We start from the raw sequence: 21,100 nt of genomic DNA, 5'->3' as shown, positions 1-21,100 counted from the left end.
GCTGCGCGCTCGCCACAATGCGGTGGCGGATGCCTTGTCGTGCTGCTACAGTCGCGCGCAGTACGCCCCGCCGAGGGCGCGATTGGCCGCCGGCCGCAGGGCGGGGCGGCCCTTCTCCATTCAGATACGGGTTGGGTCCATGTTTTCACACGCTCTTGCCGGCGCGCGCGCTGCCGGCCTCGTCCTGTTCGCCGCCGCGCTGCTTGGCGCCTGCGGCTCCGACGATCCCGCCGAGACACCGCCGGTCACGCTGCCTGCGGCGCGTCTCGTGGTCGATACCGGCAGCGCCGCACCGGTGGCGGGCGGCACGTTCAGTCTCAAGGCGACGCTGCTCGCCGCCGACGGTTCCGAGGTAAAAGGCGCGAGCGTTGCCTGGACGTCCTCGAACGAGTCCGTGGCGACGGTGCTGTCCGCATCGGACAGGGCGCCAGCGGCCGCGGGCGCCGCGCCGGTCGGCATCTACGCCACGATCCAGACCCTGGCGGCGGGCGACGCCGATATCACGGCAACCGCCACGCTCGCCGACGGCAGCCGGGTCTCGAGCGTGACCCATCTGGTGGTGCAGGCCGCCCCGGCGAAGTCCTATACGCTCGCACTGACGCCGGCCACGCTGGCCGTCAGCGCGGGGGGCGCCGCGCAGACGGTGGCCGTCTCCGTGCGGCGCTCCGACGGTGTCGACGGCGCCGCGGATCTGGCCAACTGGTCGTGGACCAGCGACGACGCCAGCTTCGTGGTGGTGATCGCCAGCGATGGGCACAGCGCTCGAGTCGCCAGTCCCGCGTCGGCCACTGCGGCGGCCAGCGCAACGCTGACGGCCTGCGCCGATGCGCCGGCCGGGCGCCTGTGTGCGAACGCCGCGCTCTCGCGCGCCGCCACGCCGCCCGCCCCGACATACAGCGTGGGCGGTACCGTGTCCGGCCTGGCGGCAGGCAAGAGCCTGCAACTGAGCGACGGCAACGGGGACGTCCAGCTGGTGAACGCGAATGGCGCCTTCGCGATGCCGACATCACGGCCGGCCGCTACGCCCTATGCCGTGACGGTGTCGGGCCAGCCGGCCGGACAGACGTGCACCGTGGCCAACGGTATCGGGACGCTCCCCGCGGCCAACGTGACCAATATCGCCATCACGTGCGTGCAGGCGCAGTTCGTCGTCGTCGCCAACCGCGACGACCGCACGATCTCCGTGTACCGGGCCGATCCACGGAACGGGGCGCTTGCCCCAGTCCCGGGCAGTCCATTTCCTTCGGGCGGGGCCGTCAACGACATGGCGTTCCTGCCGTCCGGTCTTGTCGGCCTCGCGGTCATGGTCGATACGAACACGGTGGTCGGTTTCCGTCTCGATCCCGCCACCGGCGCCATGTCGGCCATCGCCGGCACTTCGGCGCCCACTGCCTATGGCGCGCCTCACGCGGTCGCCGTGCATCCGTCCGGCAACTGGGCATTGATCGGCGCGGGTACGGGCGTCAGCTCCTATGCGATCGATCCGGCCACGTATGCCCTTACGTTCGTCTCCGGCGCCGCCGATGGCATCGGCACCGGTCAGACCTATGGGGTCGCACTGTCGCCGGACGGCGCGCACGTGTACGGGGCAAACTCCAGGCAGGACCGCGTGCTCAAGGTCACGTTGGATCCGTCCAGTGGCGGGTTCGGACCCCTGGCGTTCTTGCCCACCGGTGGAACAGGGCCGAATCGGCTGGTGGTGAGCCCGAGCGGCGGCCATGTCTACGTGGCGAACTCCACCAGCGCGTCGCTGGGCGTCGGGACCATCGGTTCGGACGGCCTGCTGACGGCGGTGAACACCTATCCGACCACCGCCGCGACGCCGGTCGATATCGCGCTGACACCGTCCGGTGATTTCGCTTACCTGCTTGGCACCGGCAGCAGTTCCATCGTGGGCTACCGGCTCGATCCTTCATCGGCGGACGGCTTGCCCGTGGCCGTCGTCGGAACGACGCCGGCCGGCGGCAACGGCCAGCGGCTGAGCATCGACCCCAATGGCCGCTACCTCTATACGACCGCGCTGTCCGGCTCGATCCTCGCGTTTGCGATCGACGCTTCCACCGGTACGTTGACGCCCGTTCCTGGCAGCCCGTTTGCCACGGGCAATGTCAATACGGCGGTGGTGATCGTGGAGCCCAAGCCCTGAGGCGGTGCGCGGATTGCTTTGCTGCCCTCTCCCGCGAGCGGAGGGAGGGAAGCCGGACGGTCTCTTGTGCTGCGTCGTCAGTCTAGCGTTACACCGGTGTCGGCCGTCAGCTTGAGCACCACCGGCAAGTAGGCGGCGTAAGCGCGCTCGGCCTCCGCAGGGCGGTTGCCGATGGGCTCCGCGCCCATGCCCTCGATGCGCCGCGAGAAATCCGGACTGTTCACCAGCGCGCTGACCTCCTCGCCGAGGCGGGCGACGATCGGCTGCGGTGTCCGGGCCGGCGCCATCAGCGTGATGGGTCCGGTCAGCCGGTACGCACTGTCGCCGTAGCCGGCCTCGGCGAAAGTGGGCACGTCGGGCAGCGCTTTCGCGCGGCTCGTTCCGGTGACCGCCAGGGGCCGCAGCTTGCCCGTGGCGAAGTGCTGCTGCAGCGCGGTGACCGAGCCCACCGTGACGTTGATCTGGCCGGCCAGCAGGTCGGTCACCATGGGCCCCTCGCCACGATAGGGCACATGCAGGATGTCGATCCCATACGTCTTTGCCATGTACGTCTGGATCGTATGCGGCTGCGTGCCCGGTCCCCACGAACCCATGCGCAGCTTGCCGGGCTCCCGCTTCGCGTAGTCGATCAGCTCTCTCACGCTCCTGGCCGGAACGCTGGCATTGACCGCCAGCACGGTGCGCGCGGTGGCGATGTCGGAAACGGGGCGCAGGTCGGTGCGCGGATCGTAGGGCAGCTTCCTGTACAGCGCTAGATTGGCGGTGATGGGGCCGGGGATGGTCAGCAGCAGCGTATGGCCGTCCGCGGGCGACCTGGCTGCCTGGTCGGTGCCGATGATCCCGCCCGCGCCTGCCTTGTTCTCGACGACGATGGTCTGGCCCAGCCGCTTGCCAAGGCCATCGGCCAGCGCGCGCGCCAGGGTGTCCGTCAGGCCCCCGGCAGGGTAGGCCACGATCAGGCGCACCGGCTTGCCGGGATAGGCCTCGCCGGCCAGTACGGCAAGGGGGGATAGCCCCACTACCGACGCGATGAGCAGGGCGGCACGGCGCCTCCCGATCTGGCTGCGGTTCTTCATTGATGTGTCTCCGTCCGATGCCAAAGACCATAGAGGCCGCCCAAGGCCGGGGTCAAGTCGGTGCCCTATATTTCCAATATGTGGGAATACGTTCCGCTTTTTGACACTGGACGGAGCACTGTCCAGACTGGGTATAGAGGACCTGACATGAACCTGCCTGTCGAACAATTCATTGCCGAGCGCCGCCTGGAGGATCCGTCCTTCGGCGGTCTGCTGGCCAAGGGTTTTGCGCTGCTGCGCTGCTTCATCGACGAGCCGCAGCCGCTGGGCAACGCCGAACTCGCGCAACGCCTGCAGCTGCCACGGGCCACGGTGTCGCGCATCTGCCGCACGCTGTTCGAACTTGGCTACCTGGACCGGGATCCGAAGCTCGACAAGTATTTCGTCAGCGCCCAGGTGCTGGCGCTCGGTTATCCCTACCTGGCGGGCTTGCAGGTGCGGCACGTGGCCCGGCCGCTGATGCAGGCGCTGGCCGACCGCGTCGAGGGCGCCGTGTCGATGGGTGTGGCGCATCGCCTGGACGTGACGTACCTGCAGTCGTGCACCCACAACGAGGGCACGCCGGCGCGGCCCGGCACCGGTGCCGTGCGTTCGGTGCTCAACACGGCCATGGGCCGTGCCTACCTGTGCACGCTGACCAAAGCGCAATTCGAGAACCTGATGGTCGCCGCCCGCCAGGAGCGGCCGGAGGAATACGCGGCGTGGTACGACACGCTGTGCCACAACGTCGCCCATTACCCCAAGCGCGGCTTCGCGCTCAACGAGGGTGACGCGGGCGTCGGCGTGCATGGCGTGGGCGTGTATTCGCGCATCCGCTACCTGGACCGGCCGCTGCTGTTCAATTGCGCCTTGCCTGGCACGCAGGTCAGGCGCGGCATGATGGAAAAGAAGGTCGCGCCGCTGCTGATGGAGATGGTCCGGTCCATCGAGATCGCCAGCGGGCTGCCGCAATAGCGGCCACGGCCGGCGACAGCAACGACAACGACAACGACAACGACAACGACATCCCGGAGACGCCCCCATGCTGGACCTGAATTCCCTGTTGTACCCGCGCTCGATCGCCGTGGTCGGTGCTTCCACGCAGCCGGACAAGGTGGGCGGCATGCCCGTGCGGCTGCTGCGCGAGCTCGGCTATGCGGGGGAACTGTATCCGGTCAATCCGTCCTCCGCCGAGGTGCAGGGCCTGCGCGCCTACGGCTCGATCGCGGCCATCGGCAAGCCCGTGGACCTGGCGATCGTTGCCGTGCCGGCCGGCGCCAGCGAGGACGTGATGGCACAGCTTGGCGCCCACGGCACGGGCGCCGCGGTGTTTTTCACCTCGGGCTTTGCCGAGGCCGGGGAGGCGGGCGTGCGCATGCAGGAAAGGCTGGCGCGCAGCGCGCGGGAAGCCGGCGTGACGCTGCTCGGGCCCAACTGCCTGGGCGCGATGAACCTGCGCGAGCGCATGTTCGCCACCTTCTCGCCGATCCCGCTGAGCGGCGTGCCGCCCGTGGGGGAAGTGGGCCTCGTCAGCCAGAGCGGTGCCTTCGGCGCCTACGCCTATGCGCTGGCGCGCGAAGCGGGGCTGGGGCTGAGCCACTGGGTCACGACCGGCAACGAGGCCGGGCTGCAGGTGGCCGACGTGATCGCATGGCTCGCGAATGACGCCAACACCCGCGTGATCCTTGCCTACATCGAAGGCTGCCGCGATGGCGCCCGCCTGCGCGAGGCGCTGGCTGCCGCGCGTGCCGCCGGCAAGCCGGTGGTCATCACGAAGGTGGGCACCACGGCGGCGGGCGCCCGCTCGGCACAGTCGCACACGGCCAGCCTGACCGGGGAAGACGCGGTGTACCAGGCGGTGTTCGATGCCTACGGCGTCCATCGCGCCCATACGCTCGAAGAGTTCTTCCGGCTGGGCTACGTGTTGTCCAGGGGCCGGCGCCCGGCGCTGCCACCGCGCGAGCCGGGGCAGTCGGTCGCCGCCGCGGCGCCGCTGGCCATCGTCACGGTGTCCGGCGGCGTCGGCATCATGATGGCCGACCGCGCCGAGGAACTGGGCCTGCCGCTACCCGCGATGCCGGAGCACGCGGCCGAGACCCTGCGCACCGCGATCCCGTTCGCCAGCACGGCCAACCCCATCGACGTGACGGGGCAGGTGGTGGCCCAGCCGCGCGTCTTCATGGAGGCCATCGCGGGCGTGGCACGCAGCGGCTCCTATGGCTGCGTCACGGTGTTCCTGGCCGGTGGCGCCAATGCCCCGCGGCTGTGGCCGGAGCTGCAGCAGACCATCGGCACGCTCGCCGACGACCCGCAGGCCGCGCCGCTGCTGCTGGCCGGCATCGTCGACGACGACAAGCGCGCATGGCTGGAGTCGCGCGGCTGCCTGGTGTTCCGCGAACCGGCGCATGCGGTGGAAGCGGCCGCGACGCTGGCGCGCGCGGCCGCGATGCAGGGCGGCGACGGCGCCGGCACGCAGGCTGACGATCGACGTCAGCCAACCGCGGTGAGCCTGCCGCGCGACCTTGCGCCCACCGCCACGGCACTTTCCGAAGCCGAGGCGATGCAACTGCTGGCGGATGCCGGCATTCCGGTGGCCCCGCATGGCCTCGCGCACGATGCGGACGAGGCCGTGCGCATCGCCGAAGCGCTCGGCTATCCCGTGGTGGTCAAGCTGTGCTCGCGCGAGATCCTGCACAAGAGCGACGTCGGCGGCGTGGCGCTGAACCTTGCCGACGCGCCGTCGGTGCGCGACGCCTTCGGCCGCATGGCGCAGGCGTTGGCAGGTGCGCGTACCGAAGCGGGTCTGCCCGTGCCTTTCGAGGGTGTGCTGGTGGCGCGCATGGTGCGCGGTTGGGGCGAGATCATGGTCGGCGTGCGGCGCGATCCGGTGTTCGGCCTGGTGGCGCTGGCAGGCATCGGCGGCACCGCGGTCGAGATCTTCCGCCAGACCGCCTGCGGCCTGGCGCCGCTGTCGCGCGCGCAGGCCCGCGCCATGCTGGTCGACAGCAAGGCGGCGGCGCTATGCGAGGGCCATCGCGGCAATCCCGCACTGAACCTGGACGCCGCCGCGCAGGTGCTGGCGGCGGTATCGCAGTTGGCGGCAAGGCTGGGCGAGCGGCTGGACACGCTCGAGATCAACCCCTTTATCGTCAGCGCGCAGGGGCTGGTGGCCGCCGACGCGGTCGTTACCCTGCGCTGCGCACAGGGCCGCGCGACCTAGCTTCGCCGCGCAACGCGTTGGTCGGCCATGCCCGCACAGACGGGCGCCGCCACCGCGGCAGTAGCAGTCCAGAACACAAGACAGGAGACAAGCAATGCCATCGCAGACGCATTTGCCGCCGGGCCGCATGGCGCCGCGCGGCTGGCTGGCGCTCGCCCTCGCGGCGCTCGGCGCCTCGGCCCCGGCGGCGCACGCCGGCCCCTTTCCTGACAAGCCGATCCGCCTGGTCGTACCGTTCCCGCCAGGCGGCGGCACCGACGTGGTGGGCCGCATCCTGGCGGCGGGCCTGGCGAAGGACCTTGGCAAGACCGTGGTGGTGGACAACGTGCCCGGCGCCACCGGCACGATCGGGTCGGCGCAGGTCGCACGCGCGGCGCCCGACGGGTACACGCTGGTGCTGGGAATTTCGGCCACGCACGCGATTGCGCCGGCGATCTTCCCGAAGCTGCCCTACGACCCGCTGCGCGACTTCGCGCCCGTCGGCCGCCTGTTCTACGGCGGCAATGTGCTGATCGCGGGGCCGGCCTTCACGGGCCGCGATCTGCCCGCGCTGATCGCCGCGGCCAAGCGCCCCGGTGCCGATCTGACCTACGGCTCCTGGGGCAACGGCTCGGGTGGGCACCTCGCCGGCGAGAGCCTGAACGTCTCCGGCGGCATCCGCCTGCGGCATATCCCCTACAAGGGCGTGAGCCCGATGCTGACCGACGTGATGGGCGGCACGCTGCCCGTCGCCATGTCCGACCTCGCCGGCACCTTGCCGCTGATCCGCGCCGGCAAGGTGAGGGCACTGGCGGTCAGCGGTTCGGAGCGCTCGCCGGCGCTGCCCGATGTGCCCACCTTTACGGAGTCCGGCGTGCCGTTCGGGGTGGACAGTTGGTTCGCGCTCTTTGCACCCGCCGGCACGCCGCCCGGCATCCTGGACCGGCTGGAGCGCGCCACCGCCGCCGCCCTGCGCGATCCCGCCATCCGGGCACAGGCCGATGCGCTGGGCATGCGCTACACGCCGCAGACCCGCAGCGAATTCGCCGCGCAATGGCGTGCGGACACGGCGGCCTGGGCCGCACTGGTCAAGTCCAGCGGCGCCACGCAGGAATAGGCGCGAGCCGCGCTTCCTCTCCATTCCCCTTTTTACGGAGCCTTCGCATGAACCAACCCGCGCCCGAATTCTTCGCCGCCCCCGTCTACCGCTCCAGCCAGGAGGCCCTGGTCGCCGCCGCGGCCGTGCCGCTCGTGATCTATGGCTATCCGCTGATCGAGACGCTGCGTACCTGCCGCGTGCAGACGGCGGTCACCGAAGCCACCGGCTATGGCCGCGCGCCGGTCAACACGCTGTCGGCCAGCGAGCGCCAATGGACGCATGAAGACCGCGACGTGGTTACGCCAGCCAATGACCTGCTGTACTTCTGCGGCTGGGTCAATCTCGCGGACGGGCCGGTCACGTTGCGCGTGCCGCCGCTGCCGCAGCGCGACCGGTACTACGTGGTGGAACTGCTCGATGCGCACACCAACAACTTCGAGAACCTCGGGCCGCGCAACGTGCCTGCCGAAGGCGGCACCGTGACGTTGGCCGGTCCCGGCCAGCAGGCGGACGGCGCCCATGTCGTGGCATGTCCGACCTCGCTGGTCTGGCTGCTCGGCCGCGTGCTGGTACAAGGACCGGACGATCTGGCCGCCGCCCATGCGTTCGAGCGCGGCTTTGCGCTGGAGGCGCCGGGCAAGGCGCTGCCGCCATGCGTGCGCGACTGGAGCGAGACGGGCAACGAGGCCCTGGACTTCTTCCAGAACCTGTTCAACGCGCTGCGCGAGTTTCCGCCGGCCGAGCGCGAGGCGGGAGCATTCACACTGCTGCGCAAGGCCGGCCTCAAGCTGGAGGAGCCGCTCGACATGGCATCGTTGCGCCCGGCCATCCGCGCTGGCCTGGAGAGCGCCTACCGCCAGGCCATGCAGCTGATCGAGGCCCACACGCGCAGCCAAGGCCGCAAGAGCTGGGGCTACAGCCTGAAGCTCGGCGTGTATGGGGACGACTGGCTGCAGCGCGCCTGCACCGCGATGAAGGGCCTGGGGGCGCTGCGCGCCGACGAGGCTATCTATGCCATGGCGGACTTCGACGCCGACGGCGAGCCGCTGAACGGCGCGCATGCCTACGAACTGCGCTTTCCGCCCGGCATGCTGCCGCCCGCGCAGGCGTTCTGGTCGGTCTCGCTGTACGGCGAGGACCGTTACTTCAGCGCCAACGAGATCGGACGGTACGCCGTGGGCGACCGCACGCCGGGCCTGCGGATGGAAGCCGACGGCAGCCTGGTCATTCCGATTTCCCACCGGCGGCCGGCGCAGGCCGAGAACTGGCTGCCGGCGCCGGCCGGCCCGTTCTACCTGATCCTGCGTCTGTACCACCCCGCACCGGCCTTTATCGAAGGCCAGTACCGCATCCCGGCGGTGCGCCGCCTCGCCTGACGAGAACGCCCATGACAACCTTGCAAACGCCAACCCGCACGTCCACCCTTGCGCGCGACGCCGTGCTCTACACCCTGCCGCTGTACGAGATGGCGCGCATGCGTGCGGCCACCTGTCCGCGCCGCCGCCGCGACGGCGCTTTTGCCGACACGAGCCCCGACGGCACGCTGCGCTGGGTCAACCTGTTCTTCCACACCCGCGAGCTGCTGGGCCCGCAGCACCGGCAGGTGGTAACGCCCAACAACGACACGCTGTACAGCAATGCCTGGCTGGACCTGTCGCAGGGCCCGTTGCTGCTGGAGGTGCCCGACAGCGCGGGCCGCTACTACGTGCTCGGCCTGCTCGACTTCTATACCAACCCCTTCGGTTACATCGGCAGCCGCACCACCGGCACGCAGGCCGGGCGCTATCTGCTCCATGGCCCGGACTGGAATGGCGAGCCGCCGCCCGGCGCCGCGGTCATTGCCTGTCCGACCGATTCGGTATGGCTGTTGGGCCGTCTGCTGGTCGATGGCGCGGACGACCTGCCCACCGTGCATGCGCTGCAGGACCGCATCCGGCTGACGCTGCCCGATGGCGGCGATCCCGTGCGTGCCTACGATGTCGGCATGAAGGCGAGCGAACAGCTGGGCGCGTCGCCCCAGCAGGTGAGGCGCTACGCCGAGGTGGTGAACCGCGCGCTGCGCGAGAATCCGCCGCCGGCCGCCGAGGCGGCGACCGTACGAGCCTTCGCCGAACTTGGCCTGGCCGCGGAGTGCGCGAGCAACCCGCCCGATGGCGGGCAACTGGCGCAGCTTTGCGCCGCGATGGAACAGGTGCTCGCCGAACTGGCCGCGCCCATGCCTTCGTCGCTTGGCGGCGGCTGGACACTGCCGGTCGAGATCGGCGCGTCGTTCGGCACGCGCTATGCCGAGCGGGCGCAGGTCGCACGCAACTATATCGGTGCGCTCGGCGTGCAGGAGGCCATGTACATCATTGCCGATTGCGATGCGCAGGGCCGCCCGCTCGATGGGCGTACGGCCCACGAGATGGTGTTCCCGGCCGGCCAGCTGCCGCAGGCCGGGGCTTTCTGGTCGCTGACCATGTACGACAAGGGCGACTGCATGCTGGTCGACAACCCCATCGGCCGCTACTCGCTCGGCGACCGCTCGCCGACCCTGCGCCACGAACCCGACGGCAGCCTGCGCCTGCATCTGAGTGCCGCGCCGCCGCGCGACCCCGCGCGCCATGGCAACTGGCTGCCCGCGCCCGAGGGCCCGTTCTACGTGGCCATGCGGCTATACGTTCCAGGGCAGGCGCACCTGGCCAAGACGTTTTCCTATCCGGCCATCCGGCCGGCGGAGGCATGACGATGAACAGGGACACGATGTCGCGAAGGGCGCTGCTGGGGCGCGCGGGGGACCTGCTGTTGCTGGCGGCCGCGCCCGCCCTGGCGCCGCTGGCGGCGCTGGCGCAGGCCTATCCGTCGCGCACGGTGCGGCTGATCTCGCCGTATGGCGCGGGCGGGTCCAACGACACCTCGGCGCGGCTGCTGGCCGAGGCGCTCAGCCGCAAGTACGGCCAGCAGTTCGTGGTCGAGAACAAGCCGGGCGCCGGCACGCGCGTCGCCAATGAAACGCTGACCCGCGCCGCTCCGGACGGCTATACGTTGCTGTGGGCCGCCGCGCCGTTCGCCATCAACACCGCCGCCGGGCTGCCCCAGCCCTACGACATCCACAAGGACTTCGTCGCGGTGGGACCGCGCGTGCTCGGACCCGTGTTCCTGATCGTCAAGGCGGATTCGCCGCTGCGCTCGGTGGAGGATTTCGTGCGCATGGCGCGGGGCAAGCCGCAGGGCGTCACCTTCGCCTCGCCGGGCGCCGGCTCGGGGCCGCATCTGACGGCGGAACTGTTCGCCGCGCAGGCGAAGTTCAAGGCGCTGAACGTGCATTACCGCGGCGATGCCACCGCCTACACCGAGCTGCTCGCGGGCCGCGTCGACGCCACGCTGACCGCCATCACGTCGGCGCTGCCCTTTATCAAGGCGGGCCAGCTGCGGGTGCTGGCCGTGGCCTCGGAGCAGCGCACGCCGGTCTATCCGGACGCGCCGACCTTTGCCGAACAGCACTATCCCGGCGTGACGGGCTACGGCTGGTTCGGCCTGATGGCGCCGGCGGGAACGCCTGCCGCCATCGTGCGCCAGCTCAATCAGGATGCCAGCGCGGTGCTGGGCAGCGCGGACGTGCGCGGCAAGCTGGCGGCGCTGGGCTTGCAGCCCGAGCCGGGTGACAGCGCGAGCTTTGCGCGGTTCATCGACGCGGAGGTGCGCAAATGGAGCGCGGTCATCAAGACCAGCGGCGTGGTGCTGGAGTAACGGCGCCGCGTCCGGCCAGCCCGCTTCGGTACGGGCCGAAGGCCACGGCCGGGCCTTGCCCGAGCATGTCCGAGGCGGCGCGGTAGCAAGGCCACACACAACAACGAAAGGAGACAGCACGCGTGAAGGTCAGACAGTGGATGGCATTGGGAGTGGCCGGCGGCACGGTTTTCGCCGCCGGCCATGCGGCAGCGGGGACCATGCAGCTGTTCGGGGTCGTCGATGCCTCGCTCGAATACGCGAAAGGGTCGCAGAGCGTAGTGCGCATGCGCGAGGGCCAGCAGGCGGCATCGCGCTTCGGCATTCGCGGGATCGAAGACCTCGGCGGCGGCATGAAGGCGAATTTCCTGATCGAGTCGGGCTTCAACATCGATACCGGCACGGAGTTCTTCGGCACCAACCGGCTGTTCGGCCGGCAGGCCTATGTGGGCCTGTCGAACGGCTGGGGCGAATTCCGGTTCGGCCGGCAGTACACGCCATCGTTCTATGCGCTGCTGCGGCTGGACCCGTTCCTGCTGAACGGCGCGGTGTCGCCGTTCAACCTGCTGAGCGCCACCGCATCGCAGGGCGTGGGCCACGTTGCCTACGGCGCGCGCTTCGACAATGCGGTGCAGTACTTCTCGCCCACGTGGCGCGGCTTCGCCTTCGGCGCGGCGGTGGCGCCGGGCGAAGTGCCCGGCTCGCAGCGCTCCGGGCTGAACTTCGGCATGAACGCGACGTACGAGGCGGGGAACGCCTATGCGTTCTACAGCTACCAGGGCATGTACACCGGCGCCAATGTCCCGGGGAACCCGGCGCTGACGTCGAACCATTTCGTTGGCGGATCCTACCGGTTCAAGCCGGTGGAGATCGGCGTGCTGTTCAGTACGGCTAGCAGCCACCGCCCGGATACGCGCAATGCGCGCCACTACGGGCTGACCTTCAAGTGGACGGTGACGCCACGCGATACGTTCAAGGCCGCGGCGCTCAAGCGGCAGATCGTCGGCGGCGGGGAGCGGCCGCTGTCGGTCACCCTGGGCTGGGATCACGACCTCAGCAAGCGGACCACGGCATACCTGCGGGCCGTCTATGTGCGCAACAGCGCGGGCGGGAGCGTGACCAACAATAGCATCGCGATCGACCCGGGAAGCGGGGACGACGCGCGGTCGGTCAGCGTTGGGGTGCGGCATCGCTTCTGAGAAGGCCGCTGACGGCCCACATCGCGTTGCTTCCCTCTCCCGCGCGCGGGAGAGGGAAGCAGGGCGGCGGACTACCCTCGCGCGAAATCCACCGCGTAAGGGGCCAGCGCCGCCAGGTCCGGCACCACGCCGAAGCCGGGCGCGTCGGGCAGCGTCACGCAGCCCTGTTCCAGCCGCATGACCGGCGCGGCCATCGTGTCGCGCAGCACGTTGGCATTGGCGTCCACCTCGACGTAGCCTTCGCCGCCGGCCGCTGTCTTCAGGTGCAGCGATGCGACCAGACCCATGCCCGCGCCCAGCCAATGCGGGCAATACCATTTGCCCGCGGCATTGGCGCGGCGTGCCACGTCGATGCAGCCGCTCAGGCCGCCCCATTTGCCGGCATCGGGCTGGATCACCGACATGCCAGGCTGCGCGATGAACGCCTCGTACGCCGGCATGCTGCTCAGGTTCTCGCCGCCCGCCAGCCGCAGCGGCTGCTCGCGCGCCAGGCGCTCCCATGTCTGCGGGGGCTCGTCGGCGCGGACGGGTTCCTCCAGCCACAGCAGGCCGAACTGCGCCATGCGATGGCCGGCCGCGATGGCCTCGTCCGGTGTCCAGGCCTGGTTGGCGTCGACCATCATCACGGTGTCGCCGCCGAGCGCGTCGCGCATGCCGCGCAGGTTCGCCATGTCGCGCGCTTCGCCGAAGCCGACCTTGAGCTTGAAGGCGCGGTAGCCTTCGTCGCGCTTGGCCAGCGCCAGTGCTTCCGGCTCGGTCGGATTGATGCCCGACGCGTAGACGGGCACCGGCCAGGCCGACTCGCCGCCCAGCGCCCGCCATGCCGGCATGCCGGCGCGGCGGGCGAACAGGTCCCACATCGCCATGTCGATGCCGGCGGCGATCTGGTGCAGCGGGCCCGGTTCGCCGGTCTGCAGCATCAGCACGGCGAAGCGCGCCAGCATCGTTTCCCATGCCTCGCGCGGATGCGCCCACGCGCGGCCGGTGACGACCGGGGCGCCGTACGCGAGCGCCAGCCGCGCGCGGTGTTCGGCGCCGACGGTCGGAAAGTTGCACCAGACTTCGCCCCAGCCCTCGGCGCCATCCTTGTCGCGCAGCCGCAGCAGCACGGCGGGGCGGTCGTGCATGATGCCGAAGGAGGTCTGCACGGGCGGATCGGCCGGTGCGCGGAAGACGAAGGCGTCCAGGCTTTCGATCTGCATGGCACCGTGCGCCGCCATGGCGGTGGTCGTGCCCTGCATCATGCGATCCCCGCCATGCAGACGTACTTGATCTCGAGATAGTCCTCGATGCCGTACTTCGAGCCCTCGCGCCCCATGCCCGATTGCTTGACGCCGCCGAACGGCGCCATCTCGTTGGCGATCAGGCCGCTGTTGACGCCGACGATGCCGGCCTCGATGGCTTCGGAGACGCGCCAGACGCGGCCCAGGTCCCGGGCGTAGAAGTAGGCCGCCAGCCCGAACTCGCTGGCGTTGGCCATCTCCACGACCTCCTGCTCGGTGTCGAAGCGGAACAGCGGTGCCAGCGGCCCGAAGGTCTCCTCGGTGGCGACCTTCATCGACTGCCGCGCATCGACCAGCACCGTTGGCTCGAAATACTGGCCGCCCAGCGCATGGCGATGGCCGCCGGCGATCACCTTCGCGCCCTGGTCCAGCGCGTCGCGGATATGTTCCTCGACCTTCTCCACCGCCGCCATGTCGATCAGCGGCCCCTGCGTGACCCCATCCTCGGTGCCGCGCCCCACGCGCAGCGCGTTGACGCGCTCGGTCAGCTTGCGTGCGAACTCGTCGTAGACGCCCGCCTGCACATAGATGCGGTTGGCGCAGACGCAGGTCTGCCCGGCATTGCGGAACTTGGAGATCATCGCGCCCTCGACCGCGGCGTCCACGTCGGCATCGTCGAACACGATGAAGGGCGCGTTGCCGCCCAGTTCCATCGACATCTTCTTGACGCCATCGGCCGCCTCGCGCAGCAGCCAGCGGCCGACTTCGGTGGAACCGGTGAAGGTGATCTTGGCCACCAGCGGATTGCGGCTGAACTCCTCGCCGATCGGCCGCGCGTCGCCCGTCACCACCGAGAAGACCCCGGCGGGCACGCCGGCGCGCTGCGCCAGTTCGGCCAGCGCGAGCGCGGACAGCGGCGTCTTGGACGCGGGCTTGAGGACCATGGTGCAGCCCGCGGCGAGGGCAGGACCGGCCTTGCGCGTGATCATGCCGTTGGGGAAATTCCACGGCGTGATCGCGGCGCACACGCCCACCGGCTGCTTCATCACCACTACGCGGCTGCCGGCATTGGCGGCGGGCATCAGGTCGCCGTAGACGCGCTTGGCTTCCTCGGCGAACCACTCCAGGTAGGCGGCATTGGCCAGGATCTCGCCACGGGCCTCGGCCAGCGGCTTGCCCTGCTCGGCGGTCAGGATCCGCGCGAGATCGTCGGCGTTCTCGACGACCAGCTCGTACCAGCGCCGCAGGATCGCCGCGCGCTCCTTGGCGGTGCGGGCGCGCCAGGCGGGCAGGGCGCGATGCGCCGCCTCGATGGCCTGGCGGACTTCGTCCACGGCCAGGCGCGGCACGTCGGCCAGATGCGTGCCGTCGGCCGGGTCGGTCACGGCGATGGTGCGGCCGTCGCGCGCGGCCGTCCATTCGCCGCCGATCAGGCATTGCGTGCGTAGCAGGGAGGAATCGGTGATCTGCATGGGGTCTCCAGTGGTATCGAGTGGTATCCGGTGAGATGGGCAGGACGGGCGCGCGGGCCGCCGCGGGCGCCAGCGTTCAGCGCAACGACAGCCGGCTGCTTTCCCGCACGATCAGCTCGCAGGGCAGCAGTTCGCGGCGCGGCGTCGGTTCGTGCTCAGGCTGGGCGGACAGCATGCGCAGCACGGTGCGCGCCGCCATCTGGCCGATCTGGTAGCGCGCCGGCCGCAGTGTGGTCAGCGCGGGCTTGAGCCGCACCGAGATCGGTGCGTCGCCGAAGCCCGCGAGCGCGCAGTCGCGAGGCAGGCTCAGGCCGCAGTCGCCCGCGTGCAGGATGGCGCCGGCGGCCATGTTGTCGTTGGCGAAGATGATCGCCTGGGGGCGCCGCGCGGCGGGCGTCGCCGCGAGCGCGGCGATGGTGCGCGCGCCGGCCTCGAAGTCGTCCTCCACGTCGGCGGTGGCGAGGTCCACCTTGCATCCCGCGGCCTGCATCGCGCCCGCATAGCCCTGTGCGCGCTGCCCCGCGCGGAAATCCTCGCCGACATGCGGCAGTACGAAGCGCACGCGCGTCGCACCCTGCTCGAGGAAGTGCCGCGCGAGCTGCGCGCCGGTCTCCGCATGCGGAAAGCCGACCTGGTGGAAAGGGCGGTCCTCGACGAAGCCCCAGGCCTCGACCACCGGGATGTCCAGCGCGCCGAGCATCGCCTCGGCCGCGGGCGTGTGGTCGTCGCGCGTGAGGATCAGCGCGCGCGGATGCCAGCCGACGAAGGTGCGGATCGCGTTCTCCTCCAGCGTCTGCGAATACTGGGCATTGGCCAGCAGCAGCTGCAAGCCCGAGGCCTGCAGTTCGTCGGTCATGCCCTTGACCAGGTCGGCGAACGTGGCGCTGGCGATGTTCTGCATCACCGCGCACACCACTCGGCCGCGGCCCGATGCGAGCCCGCCGGCCACCTGGCTCGGGACGTAGCCGATCCGCTCGACGATCTCGCGCAGCCGCTCCCGCACGGCAGCCGACACCTTGTCGGGGCTGTTGAAGTAGCGCGACACCGTGATCGATGACACGCCGGCGAGCGCGGCGACGTCGTGGATCGTGTGGGTGCCCGCCTTGCGGCGCGTGGCACGCGGCGGCGTGGAGTCGTTCATGGTTTGTACGGATGGCGAAGGGAGCGTAAGCAACTCTACACTTTCGCCAATGGTACCGGTAACAGTCACCGGTACCATACGGACTTCCACCTAGAGAACAGCCATGAAGACGCCCGTGACTCGCCCGATCCTTCTCGTCGTGACGCCTTTTGCCGCCGAGGCGCTCGCCCCGGCGCGCGAGCACTTCGAGATCGTGGAATGGCGTGCGCTGCCTGACGCCGCGGTGTTCCTGCGGGAGCGGGGCGGCCGCGTGGTGGCGATGATCACCAACGGCATGGCCGGCGTTCCCGCCAATTGCCGGGATACGTTGCCCAACCTGGCGGTCATCGCATGCAATGGGGTCGGCTATGACGCCATCGACGTGCCGTGGGCCACCGCGCGCGGCATCCGCGTCAGCAATACGCCGGACATCCTGTCGGGCGACGTCGCGGACCTTGCCGTGCTGCTCGCGCTGGCCGCGCACCGCCGGTTGCCGCAGGCCGACCGCTTCGTGCGCGAGGGGCAATGGCAGGCAGGCCCGTTCCCGCTGGCGCGGCGCTTCTGGGGCAGCCGCGTCGGCATCCTCGGCCTGGGCCGCATCGGCCGGCTGATCGCCCGGCGCGCGGCCGCGTTCGATACCCAGATCGGGTACTGCGGCCGCAAGCCCCAGGACGTTCCCTACACCTATTTCGGCAGCACCGACGCGCTGGCCGAGTGGGCGGACGTGCTGATCGTCGCCACCCCCGGCGGCCCGGACACCCGTCATCTGGTCGGCCGCGAGACCCTGCGCGCGCTCGGTGGCGACGGCGTGCTGGTCAACGTCGCGCGCGGCTCGGTCGTCGACCAGTCCGCGCTGATCGAGGCGCTGGGCGACGGCACGCTGGGCGCCGCGGGCCTGGACGTGTTCGAGGACGAACCGCACGTGCCGCCCGCGCTGACCGGATCCGACCGGGTCGTGCTGACCCCGCATATCGCCAGCGCTACGGTGCAGACGCGGCGGGCCATGGCCGAACTGGTGGTCGAGAACCTGACGCGCCACGCGCGGGGCTTGCCGCTGGCCACGCCCGTCAACTAGCCGCCATCGCCATGGCACCGGCAGTCCGTCCGCGGCTGCCACGACAGGCCGCCGATCGAGCGGCCCTCAACGAAAACAACCAGGAGACATAGCAATGCATCGTCGGCGTCTGTTCCACCGCTCCATCCTTGCCGCGGCCTCGCTGGCCGCCTGCGGCCTGCTGTCGCTGCCCGTCACCGCCCATGCGCAGGGCGATGCCGGCTACCCGAAGAAGCCGATCACGCTGGTGGTGCCGTACCCGGCCGGCGGCGTCGCCGATCAGTTCGCCCGCGCCTTTGCCACCGCGCTGGGCGAGCGGCTGGGCCAGCCGGTGGTGATCGACAACCGCGCCGGCGCCAACGGCAATATCGGCTCGGCGCTGGCCGCGCGCCAGCAGCCGGCCGACGGCTACACGCTGCTGCTCGGCTCCACCAGCACGCTGGCGATCAACCCGCACCTGTACGCCAGCATGGGCTACGACCCGCTGAAGGACCTGCAGCCCGTCACGCTCACGCACCAGATGCCCAACGTGCTGCTGGTGGGCGCGCAGACGCCCTACAAGACCGTGGCCGACGTAGTGGCGGCGGCCAAGGCGCAACCGGGCCGGATCGACTACGGCTCCGCGGGCAACGGCAACACCATGCACCTGGCCGGCGTGCTGTTCGAGAGGCGCAGCGGCACGCAGCTCGTGCACGTGCCCTACAAGGGCGGGCCGCCGGCGCTGATGGATGTGCTCGCCGGCCAGATTCCGATGATGTTCAACAACCTGCCTGCCGTGGTCACCTACAAGAGTGCCAACAAGCTGCGCGTGCTCGCCGTGGCCGACACCAAGCGCTCGGCCGTGCTGCCCGATGTGCCGACGTTCGCGGAGGCCGGCGTGCCGGACGTGGTGTCGGTCGTCTGGAACGGCATCCTGGTGCGGCGCGGTACACCCCAGCCCATCGTGGACCGGCTCAACAAGGAAATGGTGGCCGTGCTGCAGGCGCCGGCCTTTCGCAAGCCGCTGGAGCAGCAGGGCTACGAAGTGCTGTCCTCCACGCCGGCGCAGTTCGAGGCGCTGCTGAAAAAGGACCATGCCGCAATGGGCAGGCTGGTCAAGGAAGCCGGCATCAAGCTGGACTGACCGGGCGCCGGCACGATTTCGACGACAACGATTCCCACCAAGGACCACGCAGTGTCTCGCACCATCGATCAACTACGCAGCCAACGCTGGTTCGCCAGCAACGACATCCGCGGCTTCGCCCACCGGCAGCGCATGCAGCAGCAGGGGCTGGCGCGCGAGGAATTCATGGGGCGGCCGGTCATCGGCATCCTCAACACGTGGAGCGACCTCTCGCCGTGCCACGCCCATCTGCGCGACCGCGCGCAGGCCATCAAGCGCGGCGTGCTGCAGGCGGGCGGCTATCCGCTGGAGCTGCCAGCGATGAGCCTGGGCGAGGTGATGGTCAAGCCCACCACCATGCTGTATCGCAATTTCCTCGCGATGGAGGCGGAGGAGCTGATGCGCAGCCTGCCGCTGGACGGCGTGGTGCTGCTCGGCGGTTGCGACAAGACCACGCCGGGACTGGTGATGGGCGCCATGTCGATGGACTTGCCGGCGCTGTTCTGCCCGGCCGGGCCCATGCTCAACGACCGCTACCAGGGCCAGAGCGTGGGCGCGGGCACCCACACCAAGAAATACTGGGAGCAGTACACGGTGGGCGCCATCGACGACGCCGAGTGGATCTCGCTGGAGGCGCGCATGACGCGCGCGCCGGGCACCTGCAACACGATGGGAACGGCCAGCACCATGACCGCGATCGTCGAGGCGATGGGGCTGGCGCTGCCCAGGTCCACCAGCATCCCGGCGATGGATGCGGGGCACACGCGCATGGCCTGGGCCTGCGGCAAGCGCATCGTCGAGATGGTGTGGGAGGACCTGCGCCCCTCGCGGATCGTCACGCGCCAGTCGTTTCTCAACGGCGTGGCGGCATGGATGGCGCTGGGCGGCTCGACCAACGCGGCGGTGCACCTGCCGGCGATGGCAGGGCGCGCCGGCGTCGACTTCAGCCTCGAGGACTTCGACGCGATGGCGCGCCGCGTGCCCGTGCTCGCCAATCTCTTCCCGTCCGGCAACCGGCTGATGGAGGACTTCTACTACGCGGGCGGCCTGCCGGCGCTGCTCAACCGCATCGCCGCGCACCTGGCGCTCGATGCGATGACGTGCACCGGCGCCACGCTCGGCGAGAACATCGCCGGGCACGAATGCAGCGACGACGACGTGATCCGCCCGCTGGACCGCCCGGTCGTACAGGCGCCGGCCGACTGTCCGGAGGCCGGGATGGCGCTGGCGGTGCTGCGCGGCAATCTGTGCCCGGACGGCGCGGTGATCAAGCCCTCGGCGGCGACCCCGGCGCTGCTGCGTCATACGGGGCGCGCGCTGGTGTTCGACTCCAACGCCGAGATGCTCGCCGCGGTCAACGATCCGGACCTCGACATCGACGAGAACACCGTCATGGTGCTGCGCAACGGCGGCCCGGTCGGCGGGCCCGGCATGCCGGAGTGGGGCAACCTGCCGATCCCGAAGAAGCTGTTGCAGCGCGGCGTGCGCGACCTGGTGCGGCTGTCGGACTCGCGCATGAGCGGTACCCACTACGGCACCTGCGTGCTGCATATCTCGCCCGAGGCCGCGGTCGGCGGCCCGCTGGCGCTGGTGCGCACCGGCGACAGGATCCGCCTGGACATCGTCGAACGCCGGCTGGACCTGCTGGTGTCGCAGCAGGAGCTCGACGCCCGCCGCGCCGCGTGGACGCCGCCGCCCCCGGTCTATCAGCGCGGACACCCGCATCTACCAGAGCGAAGTCACGCAGGCCCACCTTGGCTGCGATTTCCAGGTGCTGGCCGGCAATGCGCCGACGCCCGAGCCTTCCATCTACTGAGCGGTGCGCGCGCACCGTCACCCACTCTCACCGAAAAAACAGGAACCACCATGCCCGCACCCAAAGATCTGCTTGCCAACCCTTTCCGCGACCGCCTGGCCCAGCCCGGCGTGCCGCTGGGCACGTGGCTGATGTCCGGCACCACCGCGACGGCCGAGGCCATGGGCCGCGCCGGCTTCGAATGGCTGGTCGTCGACCTCGAACACGTGCCGCTCGACGAGCGCGACACGCTGTGCGTGCTGCAGGCGATCGCCGGCACCAACGCCTACCCGGTCACGCGGCTGGCCGCCAACGACCCGGTGCTGTTCAAGCGCGCGCTGGACCTCGGCGCGCAGACCGTGATGGTGCCGTTCGTCGACAGCGCCGAGGCCGCGCGCCGCGCGGTGTCGTACGCCAAGTATCCGCCCGAGGGCATCCGGGGCTTTGCCGCCGTGCACCGCGCCAGCGGCTATGGCACGGCGCCGGACTACGGCAAGCGCGCCAACGATTCGGTCTACACCATCATCCAGCTCGAGACGCCGCAGGCCGTCGCGGCGCTGGAGGAGATCGCGGCGGTTCCGGGCGTGGATGCGCTCTTTCTCGGACCGGGCGACCTGTCCGCGAACATGGGCCATATCGGCAACATCGCGCATCCCGACGTGCAGGCCGTGATCGCCGACGTCGCGCGCCGCTGCCAGGCCATCGGCAAGCCCTGCGGCATCGTGGGGCCGACCCCGGAGATGGTGTCGCAATTCATCGCCCAGGGCTACGCGTTCGTCGCCGTGGCCTCCGACATGGGAATGATGATGCGGCAGGCCAGCGCATTCATCCAGGCCATCCGCCCGGCCATCGCCAAGGGCTTCGAGGGCGGCGTCTACTGACGCGCGACACGCCCGACACGCAGCACGGCAAGCCATGACTGGCCGCA

The 21,100-nt window shown here is 70.3% G+C and carries 15 protein-coding genes and 1 pseudogene; 12 read left to right on the top strand and 4 right to left on the bottom strand.

Going from position 1 to position 21,100, the window contains the following annotated elements; translation table 11 throughout:
• Window positions 1-139 precede the first annotated feature (139 nt).
• A complete protein-coding gene (locus LDO27_RS02545; protein WP_224039428.1) occupies window positions 140-2,146 on the top strand; it encodes a lactonase family protein in 2,007 nt (668 codons plus the stop codon).
• 77 nt (window positions 2,147-2,223) lie between these two features.
• Here the strand turns inward: LDO27_RS02545 and LDO27_RS02540 are convergent, their stop codons facing one another.
• Window positions 2,224-3,222 carry a Bug family tripartite tricarboxylate transporter substrate binding protein gene (locus LDO27_RS02540; protein WP_224039426.1) on the bottom strand — a complete coding sequence of 333 codons (999 nt, stop codon included), beginning with the start codon at window positions 3,220-3,222 and terminating at the stop codon, window positions 2,224-2,226.
• A 147-nt stretch (window positions 3,223-3,369) separates the two neighbouring features.
• Here LDO27_RS02540 and LDO27_RS02535 point away from each other — a divergent pair, with 147 nt between their 5' ends.
• The 7 genes from LDO27_RS02535 (at window position 3,370) to LDO27_RS02505 (ending at window position 12,406) form a co-directional block, all read left to right on the top strand.
• Entirely contained in the window at window positions 3,370-4,176 is an 807-nt protein-coding gene (locus LDO27_RS02535) for an IclR family transcriptional regulator (protein ID WP_224039424.1), read from the top strand.
• 67 nt (window positions 4,177-4,243) lie between these two features.
• Window positions 4,244-6,421, top strand: a complete 2,178-nt coding sequence (locus tag LDO27_RS02530; protein WP_224039422.1) for an acetate--CoA ligase family protein — start codon at window positions 4,244-4,246, stop codon at window positions 6,419-6,421.
• A gap of 94 nt (window positions 6,422-6,515) precedes the next feature.
• Window positions 6,516-7,517 (top strand): Bug family tripartite tricarboxylate transporter substrate binding protein, encoded by a 1,002-nt coding sequence (locus LDO27_RS02525; RefSeq protein WP_224039421.1) that lies wholly within the window; start codon window positions 6,516-6,518, stop codon window positions 7,515-7,517.
• A gap of 47 nt (window positions 7,518-7,564) precedes the next feature.
• Complete coding sequence (locus LDO27_RS02520; protein ID WP_224039420.1) at window positions 7,565-8,875, top strand: DUF1254 domain-containing protein; 1,311 nt, start codon at window positions 7,565-7,567, stop codon at window positions 8,873-8,875.
• Between the two features lie 11 nt (window positions 8,876-8,886).
• A complete protein-coding gene (locus LDO27_RS02515; protein WP_224039419.1) occupies window positions 8,887-10,224 on the top strand; it encodes a DUF1254 domain-containing protein in 1,338 nt (445 codons plus the stop codon).
• A 2-nt stretch (window positions 10,225-10,226) separates the two neighbouring features.
• On the top strand, window positions 10,227-11,228 hold the full coding sequence (locus LDO27_RS02510) for a Bug family tripartite tricarboxylate transporter substrate binding protein (RefSeq protein WP_224040772.1): 1,002 nt from the start codon (window positions 10,227-10,229) through the stop codon (window positions 11,226-11,228).
• 140 nt (window positions 11,229-11,368) lie between these two features.
• Complete coding sequence (locus LDO27_RS02505) at window positions 11,369-12,406, top strand: porin (RefSeq protein ID WP_224040770.1); 1,038 nt, start codon at window positions 11,369-11,371, stop codon at window positions 12,404-12,406.
• A 71-nt stretch (window positions 12,407-12,477) separates the two neighbouring features.
• Here LDO27_RS02505 and LDO27_RS02500 read toward each other — a convergent pair whose 3' ends face one another.
• The 3 genes from LDO27_RS02500 to LDO27_RS02490 all read right to left on the bottom strand — a co-directional run bounded on the left by LDO27_RS02500 (window position 12,478) and on the right by LDO27_RS02490 (window position 16,242).
• Window positions 12,478-13,650 carry a mandelate racemase/muconate lactonizing enzyme family protein gene (locus LDO27_RS02500; RefSeq protein WP_224039418.1) on the bottom strand — a complete coding sequence of 391 codons (1,173 nt, stop codon included), beginning with the start codon at window positions 13,648-13,650 and terminating at the stop codon, window positions 12,478-12,480.
• The gene (locus LDO27_RS02495; protein ID WP_224039417.1) at window positions 13,647-15,101 is read right to left on the bottom strand and encodes an NAD-dependent succinate-semialdehyde dehydrogenase; all 1,455 of its coding nucleotides are present in this window, start codon (window positions 15,099-15,101) and stop codon (window positions 13,647-13,649) included. The genes LDO27_RS02500 and LDO27_RS02495 overlap by 4 nt, the downstream gene beginning before the upstream one ends.
• A gap of 76 nt (window positions 15,102-15,177) precedes the next feature.
• Window positions 15,178-16,242, bottom strand: coding sequence for a LacI family DNA-binding transcriptional regulator (locus LDO27_RS02490; RefSeq protein WP_224039415.1), 1,065 nt, complete (start codon window positions 16,240-16,242; stop codon window positions 15,178-15,180).
• A 103-nt stretch (window positions 16,243-16,345) separates the two neighbouring features.
• On the opposite strand from LDO27_RS02490, the gene LDO27_RS02485 reads away from it, so the two are divergent.
• The 4 genes and pseudogenes from LDO27_RS02485 to LDO27_RS02470 all read left to right on the top strand — a co-directional run bounded on the left by LDO27_RS02485 (window position 16,346) and on the right by LDO27_RS02470 (window position 21,053).
• Window positions 16,346-17,296: a 2-hydroxyacid dehydrogenase gene (locus tag LDO27_RS02485; protein ID WP_222206084.1), complete on the top strand. Its 951-nt coding sequence runs from the start codon at window positions 16,346-16,348 to the stop codon at window positions 17,294-17,296.
• A gap of 94 nt (window positions 17,297-17,390) precedes the next feature.
• Window positions 17,391-18,398 carry a Bug family tripartite tricarboxylate transporter substrate binding protein gene (locus LDO27_RS02480; protein WP_224039413.1) on the top strand — a complete coding sequence of 336 codons (1,008 nt, stop codon included), beginning with the start codon at window positions 17,391-17,393 and terminating at the stop codon, window positions 18,396-18,398.
• Window positions 18,399-18,449: 51 nt separating this feature from the next.
• Window positions 18,450-20,193 (top strand): annotated as a pseudogene (gene araD / locus LDO27_RS02475) (L-arabinonate dehydratase).
• Window positions 20,194-20,243: 50 nt separating this feature from the next.
• Window positions 20,244-21,053 (top strand): HpcH/HpaI aldolase family protein, encoded by an 810-nt coding sequence (locus LDO27_RS02470; RefSeq protein ID WP_222206075.1) that lies wholly within the window; start codon window positions 20,244-20,246, stop codon window positions 21,051-21,053.
• Window positions 21,054-21,100: the final 47 nt, after the last annotated feature.

This window comes from Cupriavidus respiraculi, from assembly GCF_914271545.1.
GTDB classification, from domain to species: domain Bacteria; phylum Pseudomonadota; class Gammaproteobacteria; order Burkholderiales; family Burkholderiaceae; genus Cupriavidus; species Cupriavidus respiraculi.
Note: the sequence above shows the minus strand (reverse complement) of the source record. Positions and strands in the feature narration are given on the sequence as shown.